The organism is Pauljensenia sp. 27098_8_83 (assembly GCF_041432695.1).
Taxonomy (GTDB): domain Bacteria; phylum Actinomycetota; class Actinomycetes; order Actinomycetales; family Actinomycetaceae; genus Pauljensenia.
In genome coordinates this window covers 1-15,457 of the sequence record NZ_JAPWAD010000017.1, presented here as the reverse complement: position 1 = coordinate 15,457, position 15,457 = coordinate 1, and the positions used below count along the sequence as shown (strand labels likewise).

At 66.1% G+C, this 15,457-nt stretch carries 15 protein-coding genes and 1 pseudogene; 6 read left to right on the top strand and 10 right to left on the bottom strand.

The window, feature by feature from the left end:
* Positions 1–38: 38 nt before the first annotated feature.
* Positions 39–1,181 (bottom strand): VIT1/CCC1 transporter family protein, encoded by a 1,143-nt coding sequence (locus tag O3656_RS07255; RefSeq protein ID WP_500063302.1) that lies wholly within the window; start codon positions 1,179–1,181, stop codon positions 39–41.
* A 5-nt stretch (positions 1,182–1,186) separates the two neighbouring features.
* The gene (locus O3656_RS07250; protein WP_500063301.1) at positions 1,187–1,483 is read right to left on the bottom strand and encodes a YtxH domain-containing protein; all 297 of its coding nucleotides are present in this window, start codon (positions 1,481–1,483) and stop codon (positions 1,187–1,189) included.
* A gap of 248 nt (positions 1,484–1,731) precedes the next feature.
* Between O3656_RS07250 and O3656_RS07245 the strand changes: the two genes are divergently transcribed.
* The gene (locus tag O3656_RS07245; protein ID WP_500063300.1) at positions 1,732–2,574 is read left to right on the top strand and encodes an alpha/beta hydrolase; all 843 of its coding nucleotides are present in this window, start codon (positions 1,732–1,734) and stop codon (positions 2,572–2,574) included.
* A gap of 1,016 nt (positions 2,575–3,590) precedes the next feature.
* On the opposite strand, the gene O3656_RS07240 is transcribed toward O3656_RS07245, so the two are convergent.
* Entirely contained in the window at positions 3,591–4,688 is a 1,098-nt protein-coding gene (locus tag O3656_RS07240; RefSeq protein ID WP_500063299.1) for a PfkB family carbohydrate kinase, read from the bottom strand.
* A 118-nt stretch (positions 4,689–4,806) separates the two neighbouring features.
* Between O3656_RS07240 and O3656_RS07235 the strand changes: the two genes are divergently transcribed.
* From O3656_RS07235 to O3656_RS07220, 4 genes are all read left to right on the top strand, one after another.
* On the top strand, positions 4,807–5,505 hold the full coding sequence (locus O3656_RS07235; protein ID WP_500063326.1) for a trimeric intracellular cation channel family protein: 699 nt from the start codon (positions 4,807–4,809) through the stop codon (positions 5,503–5,505).
* A 9-nt stretch (positions 5,506–5,514) separates the two neighbouring features.
* On the top strand, positions 5,515–7,017 hold the full coding sequence (locus tag O3656_RS07230) for an amino acid permease (protein WP_500063298.1): 1,503 nt from the start codon (positions 5,515–5,517) through the stop codon (positions 7,015–7,017).
* Positions 7,018–7,134: 117 nt separating this feature from the next.
* The gene (locus O3656_RS07225) at positions 7,135–7,872 is read left to right on the top strand and encodes an HNH endonuclease family protein (RefSeq protein WP_500063297.1); all 738 of its coding nucleotides are present in this window, start codon (positions 7,135–7,137) and stop codon (positions 7,870–7,872) included.
* A 174-nt stretch (positions 7,873–8,046) separates the two neighbouring features.
* The gene (locus O3656_RS07220; protein ID WP_500063296.1) at positions 8,047–8,901 is read left to right on the top strand and encodes a VanZ family protein; all 855 of its coding nucleotides are present in this window, start codon (positions 8,047–8,049) and stop codon (positions 8,899–8,901) included.
* On the opposite strand, the gene O3656_RS07215 is transcribed toward O3656_RS07220, so the two are convergent.
* From O3656_RS07215 to O3656_RS07190, 6 genes are all read right to left on the bottom strand, one after another.
* The gene (locus tag O3656_RS07215) at positions 8,888–9,271 is read right to left on the bottom strand and encodes a type II toxin-antitoxin system death-on-curing family toxin (protein ID WP_500063325.1); all 384 of its coding nucleotides are present in this window, start codon (positions 9,269–9,271) and stop codon (positions 8,888–8,890) included. The genes O3656_RS07220 and O3656_RS07215 overlap by 14 nt on opposite strands.
* Positions 9,272–9,275: 4 nt before the next feature.
* The gene (locus O3656_RS07210; RefSeq protein WP_500063295.1) at positions 9,276–9,479 is read right to left on the bottom strand and encodes a type II toxin-antitoxin system VapB family antitoxin; all 204 of its coding nucleotides are present in this window, start codon (positions 9,477–9,479) and stop codon (positions 9,276–9,278) included.
* 68 nt (positions 9,480–9,547) lie between these two features.
* On the bottom strand, positions 9,548–10,189 hold the full coding sequence (locus O3656_RS07205; protein WP_500063294.1) for a response regulator transcription factor: 642 nt from the start codon (positions 10,187–10,189) through the stop codon (positions 9,548–9,550).
* A 180-nt stretch (positions 10,190–10,369) separates the two neighbouring features.
* On the bottom strand, positions 10,370–11,473 hold the full coding sequence (locus O3656_RS07200; protein WP_500063293.1) for a sensor histidine kinase: 1,104 nt from the start codon (positions 11,471–11,473) through the stop codon (positions 10,370–10,372).
* 9 nt (positions 11,474–11,482) lie between these two features.
* Positions 11,483–12,271: an ABC transporter permease gene (locus O3656_RS07195; protein WP_016460823.1), complete on the bottom strand. Its 789-nt coding sequence runs from the start codon at positions 12,269–12,271 to the stop codon at positions 11,483–11,485.
* A 116-nt stretch (positions 12,272–12,387) separates the two neighbouring features.
* Entirely contained in the window at positions 12,388–13,110 is a 723-nt protein-coding gene (locus tag O3656_RS07190) for an ABC transporter ATP-binding protein (protein WP_500063292.1), read from the bottom strand.
* Positions 13,111–14,569: 1,459 nt separating this feature from the next.
* Here O3656_RS07190 and O3656_RS07185 point away from each other — a divergent pair.
* Positions 14,570–14,719: pseudogene (locus O3656_RS07185) on the top strand (ISL3 family transposase); the annotation flags it as partial.
* Between the two features lie 301 nt (positions 14,720–15,020).
* On the opposite strand, the gene O3656_RS07180 reads toward O3656_RS07185, so the two are convergent.
* Positions 15,021–15,457 (bottom strand): SHOCT domain-containing protein (locus O3656_RS07180; RefSeq protein WP_500063291.1); only part of this gene is annotated, 437 nt, incomplete at its 5' end.

Here is a 15,457-nt window from a genome sequence, read left to right as displayed (position 1 = left end):
TCCCCCGAGACCACCCCGGCCTCGTCCCGCCAGAGACGTCAGGAAACCGAGGTGCCGAACAGCAGGCCGAGCAGGTAGGTGACGCCCGCCGCGCCGTAACCCACGACGAGCTGGCGCAGCGCGCGAGGCGTCGGTGCCTGACCCGAGAGGATACCGACCACGCCGCCCGTAAACAGCAGGGCGACGCCGACGATCGCGGCTGCGACGGCGATCGCGGCCACGCCCGTCAGGCCCAGAATGTAGGGGATCAACGGGAAGAACGCGCCCGTCGCAAAGAAACAGAACGAGGACAGGGCCGCCTTCGTGGGCGTGCCCACCTGATCGCCCGCGCCGTCCGACTCGGGGGTGCCGCCCAGGGCTGCGCGCAGCGCGATCGCGCCGGACTCGCCGGTCGCCGGCTTGGCGAGGCGAGCAAAAACCTGCTTCGCGTGCCGCTCGGCCTCCTCCTCGCTCTCGCCGCGCGCGCGGAACACGAGGGCCAGCTCGTTCGCGTCCACATCCAGGTCCGTCACGGCCTGGTGCGCGTCCGGATCGGGGATCGAGGCGTCAAGGAGCTCACGCTGACTGCGCACACTCACCCACTCGCCGGCGCCCATCGACAGGGCGCCCGCGAGCAAGCCCGACACGCCTGTCAGCAGGACGACGTGCGGCTCCATGCCCGAGGCCGCCACACCCAGCACGAGGGCCAAGTTCGACACGAGGCCATCGTTCGCCCCGAAGACCGCGGCGCGGAACGTGCCCGCCAGCGTCTCGCGGGACTTCGCCGCCAGGGAGCGGATGACCTCGGCGTGGATCTGTTCGTCGGCCTGCATGTGCGCCGGCACATCATCATCCACGTCGCGCGCGGAACGCTGCTCCGCGCGCTGAGCCATCGCCAGAATGAAAATCGTGCCAAAAAGATGCGCGAGGACCGATGCGGCGCGCGTGCGCAGCGGCGGCTTGGGGGCTGGCAGGGCGTGCTCACCCAGACGCGCCAGCCAATACTCCTCGTGGCGGCGCTCCGCCTCCTCGAGCTGCAGGAGGACCGCGCGCTCCTCGCCCGTCCGGCGCTCCGAAAGATCGCGGTAGGTACGAGCCTCCATGCGCTCTTCCGCCAGGTGCTTGCGCCAGCGCTTAATCTGCGCGCGCGACGGCTCCTGGCCGCTGGTCCGCTGGTCTGCGCTCACGGCCTCGTGACTCATCGCGCTCAACGCTGCGTCGCGGAGGACGTGGCCTGCGCGTCGACCGTCGTCGGCTGTGTGGCGGGTGCGCCAAAGAGGCGTTCCTTCACGGCGTCGGCGACCTTATCGGTCACCTGCTCGCCGCCCGCACGCACGAGGTCGGACATCTTCTGCCCCGCCGCGTCCAAGGGACGAGCAACGACCGGGAAACGGCGCAGCTTCGAGGCATTCGCGCGGATCTGCTCGTAGCGCTCGCGGCCCGCGCGCGTGCCCAGGACGTATCCGATGCCGAGTCCGATGAGGATTCCGGTCTTGGTTCCCATGATTGTCCTTCTCTCGCTGCAAGTTGTGGGCGTCGCGTGAGCGCGGGCGGTCGCTGATCCTCGTGGGCGCGCTCCTCACCGGCGCATATGCGCCCTATCTTAATGGCGGTGCCACCCCCAGCGCATGATCCTCGACCTGAATGGGGATTTTTCTCGGCTCTTTCTCGCGCGGTGTGTCGTCTTGTCACATTCGTGCACAGTGTGGGCGCCCCTTCACGCCGAGGGTTTGAAAGCGCTATGTTTGATACGTGAGCCAGATAACGATTGAGACGCCCCGGGGAGTATCCCTCTCCGGTACATTCACGCGTCCCGTGGACTGTCGCGATGCCGCGGTGATCTTTTCTCACACCTTTTTTTCGGATCGTCACGTATCGGGCATGTTCGATTCGCTCGGTCGTGCACTGCGTCGCGCCGGCTATGCGACGCTCGCGTTCGACTACTCCGGCCACGGCGCCTCGGGAGACGAGATCATCACCTTCGATCCGCTCATCGAAGACTTCCGCTCCGCCTCCGGATGGCTCGCCGACCAGGGGTTTGCGCGCCAAATCTGCATCGGGCACGAGTTCGGTGCCACCATCGCGCTGCGTTCCCGCCCGCCCGCCGTGTTGACGTACGTGCTGGTCTCCCCGGTCCTCGGCCCGCTGTCCTACGACTGGGACCTCGTGTTCTCCGACGTGCAGCTCTCCGACCTCGAGCGCCACGGGGTCACCACCGTCCCCGACGACTCCGCGTCAGTGCGTCAACAGTTCACCATCTCCAAGCGCACCCTCGCCGACATGTCCATGGTCTCCGGCGAAAACGCGCTGCGTGGCATCACCGCTCCGGTGCTCATCACCCACGACTCCTTCGACGAGGAGACTGGCCTGCTCGACCGCACGCGCGAAGTCTTCCACCTGCTGCCCGACGGCTCCCACGTCGAGATGACCGCCTTGCCTGACGGTGTTGCAGGCGAATACACGCCGGTCGACGGGGTGCCCGTCGCCGACGAGGCAGTGGACCGCGCCCTGGCCGCCTCCGGTGCCGCGCACCTGCCTGCGCTGACGGACGTGGCCGCCAAGTGGGCGCGTCGCTGGGTGCCTGTGAGCCGCTGATCGCCTGATTTCTGGCGTTGTTACTACCCCGCCTGATCTCCGGCCGCCGCGTGGCCTGCCCGCCCGCTCGCCGTCCGCGCCGCGAGCTTCGCTCGGCGCGTCGACTCGTTGTCCGGCCAGGCCCCGCAGGCCCCGCGGCGGCCTCCAATCGGGCGGGGCATGGGGCGCGTGTGCTCTCTGGCCCCGCCGCCGCCCACGGGCACCGCAGCCAGGCCCACCAATCCCTCCGGCACCCTCCACGCCGGCGGCACTTGTGTCGCTTGGACTAGCCCGGCCAGGCCCCGCAGCCGCCCATCGCCCACCGGCACCGCGGTCAAGCCCGGCTGCCAGGCTCACTTCATCCCGGGCCGTCGCACGGTCATTGCTGAGACCGCAACCAATTTCGCATGCAATTCCCCTCGGAGTATTTCAAGAGTTGAAATGTGATCGTTGGAATTGCAACGTTTCTGGATGTTGTTGAAATTTCATGCAATCGAATTGCATGCGGAATTGGGGGAGGGTGCGTTGGTGGGGTGAGACGGGGTGCCGGTGCGTGACTTTCTTCTCCCTGCTCGGCTTGTTGGTGGTGGAAGCGGTATAAAACTCTCCCTGCGTGCGGAAAGTGGGCCGAAATCGGCGCTTTGGGGCATGCGGGGAGAGTTTTGTACCGGTTGAGCGCGTGAGGCCCGTATGCCGGGAGAGTTTTGTACCGGCACAGGCTCCGAATGCGGTACAAAGGTCGCCCTGCGTGGTCTGTTTGCAGCCCGAGCGTGAAAAAGTTCTCCCTGCTCTGGTAAAACGCGCCGAAAAGGGCTATTTCGGGCGAGCGGGGAGAGTTTTGTACCGGCACAGGCTCCGAATGCGGTACAAAGGTCGCCCTGCGTGGTCTGTTTGCAGCCCGAGCGTGAAAAAGTTCTCCCTGCTCGGGTAAAACGCGCCGAAAAGGGCTATTTCGGGCATGCGGGGAGAGTTTTGTACCGGGGCCTGCCTGGGGTGCCCAGCACCCCCGCAACCTGGCTGACAACCAGCCCCGCAACCTACCAGCCGCGCACCAGCTCCAGGAGAGAAGGGGAAGCTAGCCACTGCCTGGTGCCGAAGGAAGACACCGACACTGCGGCCACGGCCGATGCGAAGCGGATGAGGCCCTCCGGATCCGAGTCCCCGCCTCGCTCGATCGCCCACGTGAAAGCCCCGTGGAAGGCGTCGCCCGCCCCCAGCGTTGATGCCTCCGGGACGGCTTCAACGGGAACCTCTCCGGTCGCGCCATCCCACCAGTACTGCACGGAGCGATCCCCGCGCGTGCGAACCGTGCGCGTGATGCCGAAGCCTCGCAGGAACTCGGCGACCTGCGCCCCATCCGGGCGCGCCATCAGCGGCGGCGCGAAATCCTCCGAAACGACCGCAATGTCGACGAAGCCCAGCAGGGGAGTGAGCCAGTCCTTCCACGATCCGCCGTCCAGGATGCGCGGGTGGGGTGGGCGCGCCTCGAGCGGCGCGAACGGGTCCTCCCCGTCGACGTCGGGCACGCCCAGCGTGAGGGCCGCCTGCGCGAGCGCTGGGTTGTGCCCGTCGATGAGGACCGCGCCGACGCGCTCGGGCAGGTGGGCCGCGACGCGCCCCGCATCCGCGTCAAGCCGCGCGTTCGTGGACGCCACCATGCGTCCGCTCGGGTGCTCAATGATCGAGGATACGGCGGGCTCTCGCCCCGCGGGGGACGAGGCGGGGGACGAGGCGGGGGCTGCGTCGCGCTGCTCGGGTGTGGCCGGGTGATCGTCGGCCTCAGTAGATTCAGTCGACGGGGCAGCAAGTGCCGTCGCGTCCAGCACGCGCACGCCCGAAGCCGCGAGGTCGGCGGCGAGGAAGGCCGACACTGGGCCTTCGCCGAGGGCAGTCAACAGCATCGGCGCCTCCCCGGAGGAAACGAGAGGGCCCGAGGTGGCCCCGGCCTCGTCATCAGAATCAGAGAGAACGCGCGAGGCGGTGTTCAGCGCCGCGTACGTGACCGCTGCGTTCGTCGCGGGGCCACCGGCGGCCATCGTGAAGTCCGTCGACGTGACCTTGAGGAGAGGGTCCGGCACGTGGTCGAGGCGATGCAGGACGTCCAGGGTCGTGAGTCCGGCGAAGAGTGCAGTCATGGGGACATTGTTGCACCCGGTGGGCAGCGTCAGGAAGCGCGGTCGCGGCGCTCGCTGACAGGCGCGCGCACCCTGTAACATAGTGAACAACGACACTCATCGACTCCTTCGGATCGCCATGCACCTGCTCGACGCGCTGAATAACTCCCTGCCCGAGGTCTTCCGAGCCATCGACCTCATGGGCGTGCTCCTCAATGGCATCCTCGGCGGCAAGGTCGCCCGAGAACGCAACTTCGATGCTGTTGGCTTTTGTATTCTCGCGATCATGACGGCGCTCGCGGGCGGCATGATTCGCGACCTGCTCCTGACCACGCGCACCGGCGCGCCCGTGGCCATCACCGACCCCTACTACCTGTGGTTCGCGATCATCGGTGCGCTCGTGGCGATGGCTTTCCGCATGGATTCGCGCGCGTGGTCGGTCCTCCTAGTTATCGCCGACGGCATGGTGTTGGGCTGTTGGAGCGCGACGGGCGCGATCAAGACCCTCGACGCGGGGTTCGCGATCATGCCGGCGATCCTGCTGGGCATCATGACGGCGATCGGCGGCGGCATGGTCCGCGATATTTCGGCCGGCCTGGTCCCGCGCGTCTTCGGCGGCAACAACCTCTACGCGACCCCCGCGTTCGCGTGCTCGCTGGTGACGGTCGTGTTCTGGTACATGGGCCAGCCGGTCCTCGGCATGGGCGCGTCGATCATCGTGGGCCTCGTCTTTACGGGGATGGCGCACTGGCGTCGCTGGAGGCTCCCGCAGACCCGCGAGTGGACCATCACTCTCACATACTCTCAGTTGAAGGCTCTGCGTCGGGGCAGGCGTTAGTATGGCGGTGTGACTCCCCAATCAACACCCCTTTCTTCTACTCCCGCCGAGTCGGCACCCGCCTCGGGGCGTAAGCGTTTCAAGACGTGGCACCTGTCCATGATGGCCCTGGGCCTCGCGATTGGTGCTGGCTTCTTTCTGGGCACGGGTTCCGCGATCCACCAGGCCGGGCCCGCCGTCATCGTGTCCTATACGGTGGCCGCATTCATCGTCGTCTCGGTCATGCTGGCCCTCGCGGAGTTGGCCTCGTCCCTGCCGACGACGGGTTCTTTTTCTTCATACGCGGAGGCTGGGATCGGCCGCTGGGCAGGCTTCACGATCGGGTGGCTGTATTGGGTCATGCTCATCATGGTGTCGGGCCTGGAGGTGACGGGTGCGGCGACGTTCTTCGTCGGCTGGTTCCCGGCGGTCCCGCAGTGGGTGGTGGCCCTCGTTATTGTCGTCGTTATTGGCGGCATTAATCTGCTGGCCGCCGGTCAGTATGGCGAGATCGAGGCCTGGCTGTCGATGGTGAAGATCGTCGCGATCATTGCGTTCCTGTGCGTGGGCGTGTACCTGGTCGCGCGCACGGTGATCGTCGGTCCCCTGCCCGGCCACGAGGGAGTGTGGCAGAACATCTCGGGACATAACGGGTTTATGCCCAATGGCCTGTCGGGCATCGCGGTCGCGCTCCTGGCCGTCATCACGTCTTTCGGCGGCCTGGAGATCGTGACGATCGCCGCAGCCGAAGCCGAGGACCCGCGCGCAGCGATGAGCAGCGCGATCCGTTCGGTTGTCACCCGTATCCTCGTGTTCTATGTCGGCTCGGTCATCCTGCTGATCGCGCTGCTGCCGTGGGACAGCGATTCGATGAAGACGAACGCTTTCGCAGCCGTCCTCGAGATGGCTGGGATCCCTGCGGTTGGCACGCTCATGAACGTCATTATCTTCATGGCGCTGATCTCGGCGTTCTCCGCGAATATCTACGCCTCCTCGCGCATGGCCTACTCGCTGTCGGCGCGCGATATGGGTCCGCGCTGGCTGCTGGGTGCTTCGGCGTCCAACGAGGCTCACGCGCGCTCGGTTGTCGCGGCCGCCCTCGAGGACGATGAGGCGGTCCTGGCCTCCGAGATGGAGGGCGACATCGAGGCGGGGCGGACGCCGAAGCGCGCGGTCGGTCTCGTCGTGGTTCTGGCACTGCTGGCGGTCCTGGGCAACTGGTACCTGCCCGGCTCGATCCTGACGATGCTCATCAACGCGATCGGCATGGTCCTGCTGATCGTGTGGACGTTCATCATCATTTCGCTGATGCGCCTGCATCCGTCGCTGGAGCGCTCGGGCTCTCTCGTGATTCGTATGCCCGGGTGGCCGTGGCTGCCGTGGCTGGTGCTCGTTGGCTTGGGTGGGATCGGTGTCCTCATGCTCATGAGCGACGAGGGCCGGGCTCAGCTGGTCTCCATGGGCGCGCTGACGCTCATCATCGTGGCCGTCTACTTCGTGCGCCAGCTGCTGGGCGCGCGCACCAAAGCCTAGTTATCCACAGGCGCCGCCCGCCGGGACGCAGATGCCGGCGGGTGGGTGCATCATGAGGGCACCCCGGGTTGGTCGGGGTGCCCTCATTGTGTGGGCGTGAGAGAAGGGATCGGGCGCATGGCACGCAGGCGGCGTAGGAGCCTCGGGGACACGGTTGTCCTGCTGGCGATTCTCGCTGCCCTCGTGTGGGCGTTCGCCCCCGGAGTGGGGTGGGACCTGCTGGGCCTGCGCTCGCGCCTGGGGTGGCCTCCGCTGCGCAGCGGGCAGGCGCTGTCCTCCCTGCCGGATAGCGAGGCAGCCCGTCAGCTCCGCGAGCTCACGGTTCGAGAGTCGGTGAATGACCCCGACGCTCCCGCCTATGACCGCAGCGCCTATGGGCAGCGGTGGGCGGATACCGACCATAACGGCTGCGACACTCGCAACGACATTCTTGCCCGCGACTTGGCGCGCCCCACCTTCAAGCCGGGCACGCGCGACTGTGTGGTCCTGTCGGGCACGCTCGCCGAGCCCTACACGGGGGCCACGATTGAGTTCCAGAAGGGAGAGAAGACCTCGTCCCTCGTGCAGATCGACCACGTTGTGGCTCTCGCGGACGCGTGGCGTTCGGGCGCCTGGCGGTGGGACGCACAGCGCCGGCAGGAGTTCGCCAATGATCCGCAGAACCTGCTCGCGGTGGACGGGGCGGCCAACGAGGACAAGTCTGCGTCCTCCGCGGACCAGTGGCTGCCACCGAATAGGGCCTTCCGATGCGACTACGTGAAGCGGCAGATCGCCGTCAAGAGCGCATACGGGCTGAGCGTGACCCGCGATGAGCAGGATGCGATGGCTGAGCAGCTGTCAATCTGTTCAGAGTAAGGAGAGGGGAGGGGCCCTGCGTGCTTCACAAGTGCAGCGCGCAATTCTGACCAACACATTCCAGATGATTCCCAGCCGTTTTCTCACAATGTGTCCATCTCGTGTGGAACTGGGCGCACGTGCGGAACATTGCCCGATAACGCCGGTAATCTTCCCTTCAAGGGGAGGGGTGACATGTACACGGCAATCAACTGGGCGCTTGACCTGGGACTTTACGCTGCGGTCTGCGCGATCACGTGTGCGCTGTGGTGGCTGCATGGCCGTCGCAGGGATTCCGCTCGTCCCTCCTCAGCCGGTGACGCTTCCTCGGAGGAAACTCGGGCATCCGGGCGGGGCGGTCGCGCACATCTGACCGTCGTGCGGGCGCTCCCGCTCATCTACCGGCGCTCGAAGCGCACGGGTGCCCTCCTGCCGCGCGAGGAGAACCCCGACACCCCGATGACGGCGGAGATTCCCGTGATCGTGGCCCCTGCCTCGTCGATGTGGAGGCTTCCGCGCGCCCTTCCGCTCGCCTGGTTCCTCTACGTCGCCGGCCTGCTGATTTTCACGCTGCTGCCGCTGCCTTCCGACCCGGTGGCCGCATGCGCGGCGATCATCCACTGGGACAACTACGTGCCCTTCGGTTCCTTCGCGGCGGTCGTCGAGCAGTTCCGTGACGGCGAGAACCTGCGCGGGGCCCTGTATGGCCTGTCGATCCTGCTCAACATCGCCTTGTTCGTGCCCTTTGGTGCGCTCGCGGAGACCACGTGGCGTATTCGGCGTATGCGCCGCGCGCCGGATGGTGTGCCCGCCGACGGGTCCCGCTTGGCGCGCTCGATCCCGCACCGCCGCGTGATTGCGTGGGTGGTGATCGGCTGCGCACTCTCCTGCCTCATCGAGCTGACCCAGTACACGGGCCTGTTCGGCGTCGTGCCCTGCACCTACCGGGTCGTCGACATCGACGACGTCATCATGAACACGCTGGGTACCTACGCGGGCGTGCGCCTGCTGCCTTTCATGGCGCGCAACTCGCGCTTCATGGGCGCGTAGCCGTCCATTCCGAGAGCGTCGCGCAGACTTGCTCCATCGTTATCTGAGAGGAAGCGACGGCGATAACAAGCTCGTATACGTCATCGTTGGAAACCGTGTCCCGGATCGGCAGTGCATTGAGAGACAGGAAAACAGAACAAGCGGCCCATCCAAGGCGCTTGTTTCCGTCAATGAGCGCGTGGTTTTTCGTGAGCGATTCGAGCAGGGCTGCGGCCTTGGCGGTGGTGGACGGGTAGGCGTCCTGGCCCATCAGCGTTGTTTGGGGGCGTAGCGCTGCCGCATTGAGGAGGCCGAGATCCCGGACAGGACCGATTTTTAGCGCGGATACGATGTCCAGCAGGTCCTCAAGCGAGAGAAACTCGCACGGCATGATGTTACTGGCCGAGTCGCTCAAGTGCGTCCCCCCAGCGCTCAACGGTGTGGTTGAGCGCGTCGGTGACACGCTGACGGTGGGTCATGCGGTTGAACTCCTCGTCGATGGCGCGCAGCACTGCATCGTGTTTGGACGTACCGGCGCGCTGGGCGAGCTCGTCGAGCTTGCGTGCGTGTTCCTCGTCGAGTCGGAGTGTCATAGCCATATCGTCATGGTATCACTCTGATACCACTCTTGTGGTGGTGCCCCTCCTGCAGCCAGCCGGCGACCTGCCTACAGCCAGCCGGCCGCACGCGCCAGGGACGCGGCCTCGGCGCGGGTGCGCGCATCCATCTTCAGCATCGACGAGGACACGTGGTTGCGCACCGTCCCCTGGCTGAGTCCCAGCGAACGGGCGATGTCCGCGATGGTGCCGCCGCCCTCGACCTCGCGCAAAACGTCGGCCTCGCGCTCCGTCAGCGGCGAGGACCCAGCCGACAGTGCCTCAAGAGCCAGGCTCTGATCAATCGCGCGGCCACCCGCCGCCACCGTGCGCACGCCGTCGGCCAGGGTTTCGACCGGCGCGTCCTTCACCATGAAGCCCGTCGCCCCCGCGTCGAGTGCGCGTTGCAGGTAACCCGGGCGCCCGAACGTCGTCACGATGAGCACGCGCACGCCCGGGAAACGGGAACGAATCGCCTGGGTGGCCGTGATGCCATCCATGCGGGGCATCTCAATGTCGATAATCGCAACGTCGATGGGTGCGCTCGCGTGGGCAGGGCCGTCCGCTGATGCCAGGCGCGCCAGCTCATCGAGGGCCTGCGTGCCGTCGGCTGCCTGTGCGACGACCTCGATGTCGCGCTCCAGGTCCAGCAACCCAGCCAACGCCCCGCGAATCATCGCCTGGTCGTCAGCCACGAGTACCCGAATCGTCACGTCACCCTCCTGTCTGCGCTTGGGGTACCAGGCTAGCGCAGGTGAGGGGATCGTTCCTTGTGGTCGCCACCCCTCAGGACGAGGCAGGCTCGCCCACCCGGGAATCGCGCGAGATCGGGGACCGCGCGGGAACCGAGAAGGGGCCATGGCCTCGTCGATGAGGGACGCGGCCCCGGACAATCAGGACGAGCGGGTGTCGGCTTCCGCATCGAAGGACAGTGCGAGTGTCCACGTGGAACCCGACGCGCCCCAGGTGAGCGTGCCCTCGTCGCCGACCAGCTCGGACAGGCCAGCGAGCCCCGACCCGGATCCCGCGCTCGACGCGGCGTAGGAGGCCGTATAGCCGTCGTTCGTGACCGTCACGCCATCGGGGGACAGGCGGACCCGCACCCACGATGGGCGCGCGTGCAGGATCGCGTTCGTGACGCCCTCGCGGATCACGTGGGCGGCGGCTGCTGAACGAGGCCCCGACGGCGGCTCTCCCTCATTCGTGATCTCGGCGTCGATGCGCGCGACCTCCAGAAGCGACCGCGCCTCCTCGAGCTCCTCTCCCGGGGACAAGGCCCGCGTGGCCGCGACGATGCGGCGAACGTCAGCCAAGGCCTCGTTCGACTGGGCGGTGACCGCGCGCAGCTGCTCGCGCGCCTCCTCCACGCGACCCGCATCCAGGAGGCGACCCGCCAGCTCGGATATCATCGTGATCCCCGTCAGCGAGTGCCCGAGGATGTCGTGCAGATCTGTGCTTAGGCGCGCACGCTCGGCGGCCTTCGCGCGCTGGATCGCGTCCTGGCGGCGCAGGTGCTCGCGGGCCGAACGCTCCATGCGCCAGCGCGCCACCCCCACGAAGACACACAGCAACACCAGGTACCAGCCCATCCACAGGGGCTCACCCTGCGCGTAGGCCGCCACCCCCGCGATAGCGGTCACCGGCACGAGGCCCGCGGCAATGAACCTGCCCGGCGCCTGAAACACCCACGCGACCAGCAGATACGACGTCAGCATGAACGCGTGAGGGGTGTCGACGGACACCGCGTACACGAGGTAGGCGACCGTCGCCGCCGCCAACGTCGCGTGGGAGAGGATGAACGGCCTCGTGAAGGAGTTGCGCGCGGGTAGGGGATTGGCCAGCCACGTCGCCGAATTCACGACCGCGACGAGGGCGCACAACCCGATGAGACCCGCGCGCTGGGCAGGATCCGGCAGCCGCAAGGCGTAGGCGAGGGGGAACCCCATGAACAGCATCCACGGGGCCGCCCACGCCAGGGAGATCAAGCGCTCCTTCATGACACCAGCCTAGCGAGCCGTGTCGTGGGACGCGCCCCACCAGGCGATGCCCGCCGTGATAACTACCCACCCGACGATGTTGAGCCACGCCGCCGTCGGCATCGGGACGGTACCGGCGACCGCGTAGATCGCCTGGACGGCGCCGTACAGGGGCGTGAAGGGCGCGACGTGGGAGACGAAGGGCGGCATCTGCTCCAGCGGGATGAACATGCCGGACACGAACGCGCCGAACACCATGACGAACGCCGAGGCGCTGTAGGCGTTCTCGCCCTTAATCGTGTAGCCGCAGGCCAGGCCGATGAGCGCGCCCAGGGCCGACAGCGCGATGACCACCGCGGCGCTGGCCGCCCACGCGCCCGCCGTCATCTGCGAGCCGGTGGCCAGACCAACGCTGAAGCAGATGAGCGCGATGAACGCGCTCAGCGCCACGAGGGCCGTCAGGCGCACGAGGAGGATCACCCACGGCTGGATGGGGGTCAGCGCGTACATGCGCGAGATGCCGGTCGTGCGCTCGACGGACAGCGTCGCGCCGAGGGAGCCGCCCACCAGGATGACGCCGTAGGTGGTCATCATGACGACCATCGCGGCGGCCACGTTGCCGCGCCCAGTCTGCGTGGTGCGCGCGGCCTCGGTCATCCCGAACATCGCGTACATAAACAGGGGCAGGAGCAGGGCAAACGCCATGTTCCACGGGTTAAGGATGTGCGACAGGAACGTCGCGCGCCACAGCTTCCCGGCCCCTGTGAAGGGGGAGGGGATCGGTCGGTCGGTGGTACGCGCGGGTGCGTGGGTGGTCATGATTCCTTCTTCGTGTGTCGTATCTGCGTTCGTGGGGAGGGGGCCTCGGCGTCGGCCTCGGTATCGGCCTTGGGACGAGGCTGGGGCCGGCTCATCGGGGTGGGCGTTCGTCGCCCTCACTCGGCGTCTGCGTGGGAGGTGATGCGCTCGAAGACGTCTTCGAGGTCCTCGTTGTCGGCGACGACCTGCTCGGTCGGCGCGTCCAGGAGGACCTTCCCGGCGTCGATGATGACGATGCGATCGGCCTCCTTGCGGGCCTCGGTCAAGTAGTGCGTGGCGAAGAGGAGCGTGCGGCCCTCCGCGGCCTCGGCGTGCATCGTGTCCCAGAATGCGCGCCGCGCCAGGGCGTCCATGCCGGCCGTGGCCTCGTCGAGGATCAGGAAGTCCGGGTTGCCGGACAGGGCGAGGGCGAGGCGCACGCGCTGCACCTCGCCGCCGGAGAGCTTGTTGAGCGGGCGCTTGGCGAGCTTCGTCAGGTTCGTGCGCTCGAGGAGCTCGTCGGTGGGGATCGGGTTGGCGTGCATGGCGGCGACCAGGTCGATCGTGTTGCGGACCTTTCCGTCGCGCGGAAGGGCCCCGGACTGGAGCATGGCACCCACGAGCGAGCGGCGCACGGCCTCGCGCGGGTTCATGCCGTAGACGCTGATGTCGCCCTGCGTGGGGGTGGCCAGGCCGAGGACGATGTCCAGGAAGGTGCTCTTGCCGGCGCCGTTGACGCCGAGGAGCGCCACGATCTCGCCGGGCATGAGGGTCAGGCTGACGCCGCGCAGTGCGTCGACGTGGCCGAAAGACTGGTGGATGTTCGTCGCCTGGAGGGCGGGCGTTGTTTCTGCGTTCATGGCACCCAGTCTGCGCTCGTATATGAGGGGCCGGAAGTGTCCTTTGATGCAGGTGGTGCCATGACAAATGTCAGGGGTGGCGGCCCCCGGAAGTCGCACATAATGCCCTACGGTCACTTTTTAAGATCATCCAAAACGTTGCAATTCCAATGATCTGTGTTCATGGCTTGTATCGCTCTCCCGGGAATTGCATGCGAAATTGCTTTGGTTCGTCGCTGTCGTCACCTGCGCGCCTGTCACTGCGCACGTGGGCCTCACTGCGCACGTGGCCCGATGACGTGCACATGGGCCCTTTCACCCGCACGTGGGCCCGATGAGATGCGCGTGGGCGGCTCTGCCCACGCACATGTTGAGGGGTTGACGTGCGTCTCGAGGGGTGAACGTGCAGGTCAGCGGGTGAACGTGCGATCTATCGGGTAGGCACTCGGAATAATGGGCTCACCTGCGAGCACATGCACCGTGCCAGACACCTGTGTGCCCAAAACGTAGACCGCCTCGCCCACGACAGCCCGTTGTCGGCGCTTTTCGCCGAGGTGGTCTGCACTGTGGGCACTACACCGCCTCGAGGCGCGGCCTCACCGCCGCCAATCGGGGGGAATTGCACCATTAGAAGGACGACACGCCGATGACACGCCGCCAGAGGGCTCCTAATGGTGCAAAACCCCCACCGGTGCCGGTGCGGTGAGTGCCGGAGGGACTGGACGGCCTGGCTGCGGTGCGCGTGGGTGGAGGGAGATCGACAACTGGTGACATGGGCGGTGTCGAGGTGAGGCAACACTCGCCACCAAGGACCGCGCCGTGCCGCTGCCGGTATCAAACTCGCCCGGCAGACCCCTTCTCACCGCGTGTGCGGTACAAAATTCGCCCAGCACGCTCCGCCCCACAGCATTTCCGCGAAAAAACTCGCCCAGCACGCCTGAAAACAGCGTTTTTCGCCCGTTTTGGGCTTGCAGAGCGAACTTTTTCGCGCTCGCACCCACACCAGGCCGTGCAGGGCGAAATAGTTCGCGCGCAGGACGCAGAAACATGGAGACGATGAAACCGACGACACCTCTGCTCGCCCTCAACAAGGCACCACTGAAACCGGCATCACCTCTGCGCCCGAAAACTGCACCAAAATAGCCCATTTCTCACCCGCAAAGGCGATGGCAGTTTCAATCCCACACCGACACAAGCGAGCAAAGGCGATCACGGTTTCAGCCCACCGGACCACCTCACCTGCAGCACCCACACGGCGCCCGTGGGCGGGCCAGGCTGCGGCGCCCGTAGGCGGCGACGACACCGCCGCTAGGCATATTTCGCACGTAATTTATCGTGGTCATTGTTCGAGACGTTCCAGAAACGGGCTCTTCAGAGTTGATTGTGGATGACCGGGTGTTGGTCGGGGGTTGCGGGTAGAGGTCGAGGTCCTTGATGATGAGCGGACTTCAACCCCCGCTGTCGTCAAGGACCTTGGGCGGTGTCTCACCCTACCTGCTGCTCTGTGTCGCTTGATCGTTGTGATCGGTGTGATCTGCTCGTTGACTTGGAGTATTTCCATCTGATGAGCGTGGCTCGCACCCCAGATGCTCTGGTGCTCGATGTTGAGTCGTGCAACCAGCTGGTTGGGCTGGGGTTCCTGTGCGGATCTGGAGCCAGCAACGCACCCCACCGAAGCCATCAACGGACACTATCGAACCAAGCAGAGAAACCACCAGAGGCTACCGCAACCCCACCAACTACCAACTCCGAATGCTCCTCATCGCCAGAGGCCCAGATGCCTCCACCCGCACTCAACTCTGAAGAGCCCCAAATGCATGTCAGCAGTCCCCGTGACTGGACGGCGCAGATTAATTCAAAATGCTCACATACAACGGAGCCGCTACATGTTCGTAACGGCTCCGGAGTACAGGTTCCTCTCGACTCGAGAGCTACAGACCGAGGAGCTCCTTCTTCTTAAGGTCGAACTCATCTTGGGTCAGGATGCCCATATCAACGAGTTCCTTCAGCTTCTTCAACGTCTCAATCTTCTCGTCCGCAGACATCTCGGGAGCGGAAGATTTCGCGGGCTGCCCCTGTGGACCGATGGCTTGCGCCATATTCATGCCGAATAGCATGCCGCCACCTTCGCCAAGACCATTGTCCCGGATACCTTGCGCAATTTTCTGCTGGGCGGCCATGTTGCCAGCTCGCTCGGAGGTGTCCTCGTAAGCCCTCACGTTCATTCGGTTGGAAGAGAACTGGTTGACGAGCTGACGAGAATGGTCGGATAGCTCGATATTCTCGATTGCAACCTTCGTGATCTGCATGCCGAAGCGCTCTGGCCATGAACCCGCGTTGTACGTGTCCTCAGAGATGCGCTTCGCAA

Excerpts from the sequence above, each read along its gene's own strand:
- O3656_RS07255 (WP_500063302.1), bottom strand. The coding sequence starts at position 1,181 with ATGAGTCACGAGGCCGTGAGCGCAGACCAGCGGACCAGCGGCCAGGAG.
- O3656_RS07250 (WP_500063301.1), bottom strand. The coding sequence starts at position 1,483 with ATGGGAACCAAGACCGGAATCCTCATCGGACTCGGCATCGGATACGTC.
- O3656_RS07240 (WP_500063299.1), bottom strand. The coding sequence starts at position 4,688 with ATGACTGCACTCTTCGCCGGACTCACGACCCTGGACGTCCTGCATCGC.
- O3656_RS07235 (WP_500063326.1), top strand. The coding sequence starts at position 4,807 with ATGCACCTGCTCGACGCGCTGAATAACTCCCTGCCCGAGGTCTTCCGA.
- O3656_RS07225 (WP_500063297.1), top strand. The coding sequence starts at position 7,135 with ATGGCACGCAGGCGGCGTAGGAGCCTCGGGGACACGGTTGTCCTGCTG.
- O3656_RS07220 (WP_500063296.1), top strand. The coding sequence starts at position 8,047 with ATGTACACGGCAATCAACTGGGCGCTTGACCTGGGACTTTACGCTGCG.
- O3656_RS07215 (WP_500063325.1), bottom strand. The coding sequence starts at position 9,271 with ATGCCGTGCGAGTTTCTCTCGCTTGAGGACCTGCTGGACATCGTATCC.
- O3656_RS07210 (WP_500063295.1), bottom strand. The coding sequence starts at position 9,479 with ATGGCTATGACACTCCGACTCGACGAGGAACACGCACGCAAGCTCGAC.
- O3656_RS07200 (WP_500063293.1), bottom strand. The coding sequence starts at position 11,473 with ATGAAGGAGCGCTTGATCTCCCTGGCGTGGGCGGCCCCGTGGATGCTG.
- O3656_RS07195 (WP_016460823.1), bottom strand. The coding sequence starts at position 12,271 with ATGACCACCCACGCACCCGCGCGTACCACCGACCGACCGATCCCCTCC.
- O3656_RS07190 (WP_500063292.1), bottom strand. The coding sequence starts at position 13,110 with ATGAACGCAGAAACAACGCCCGCCCTCCAGGCGACGAACATCCACCAG.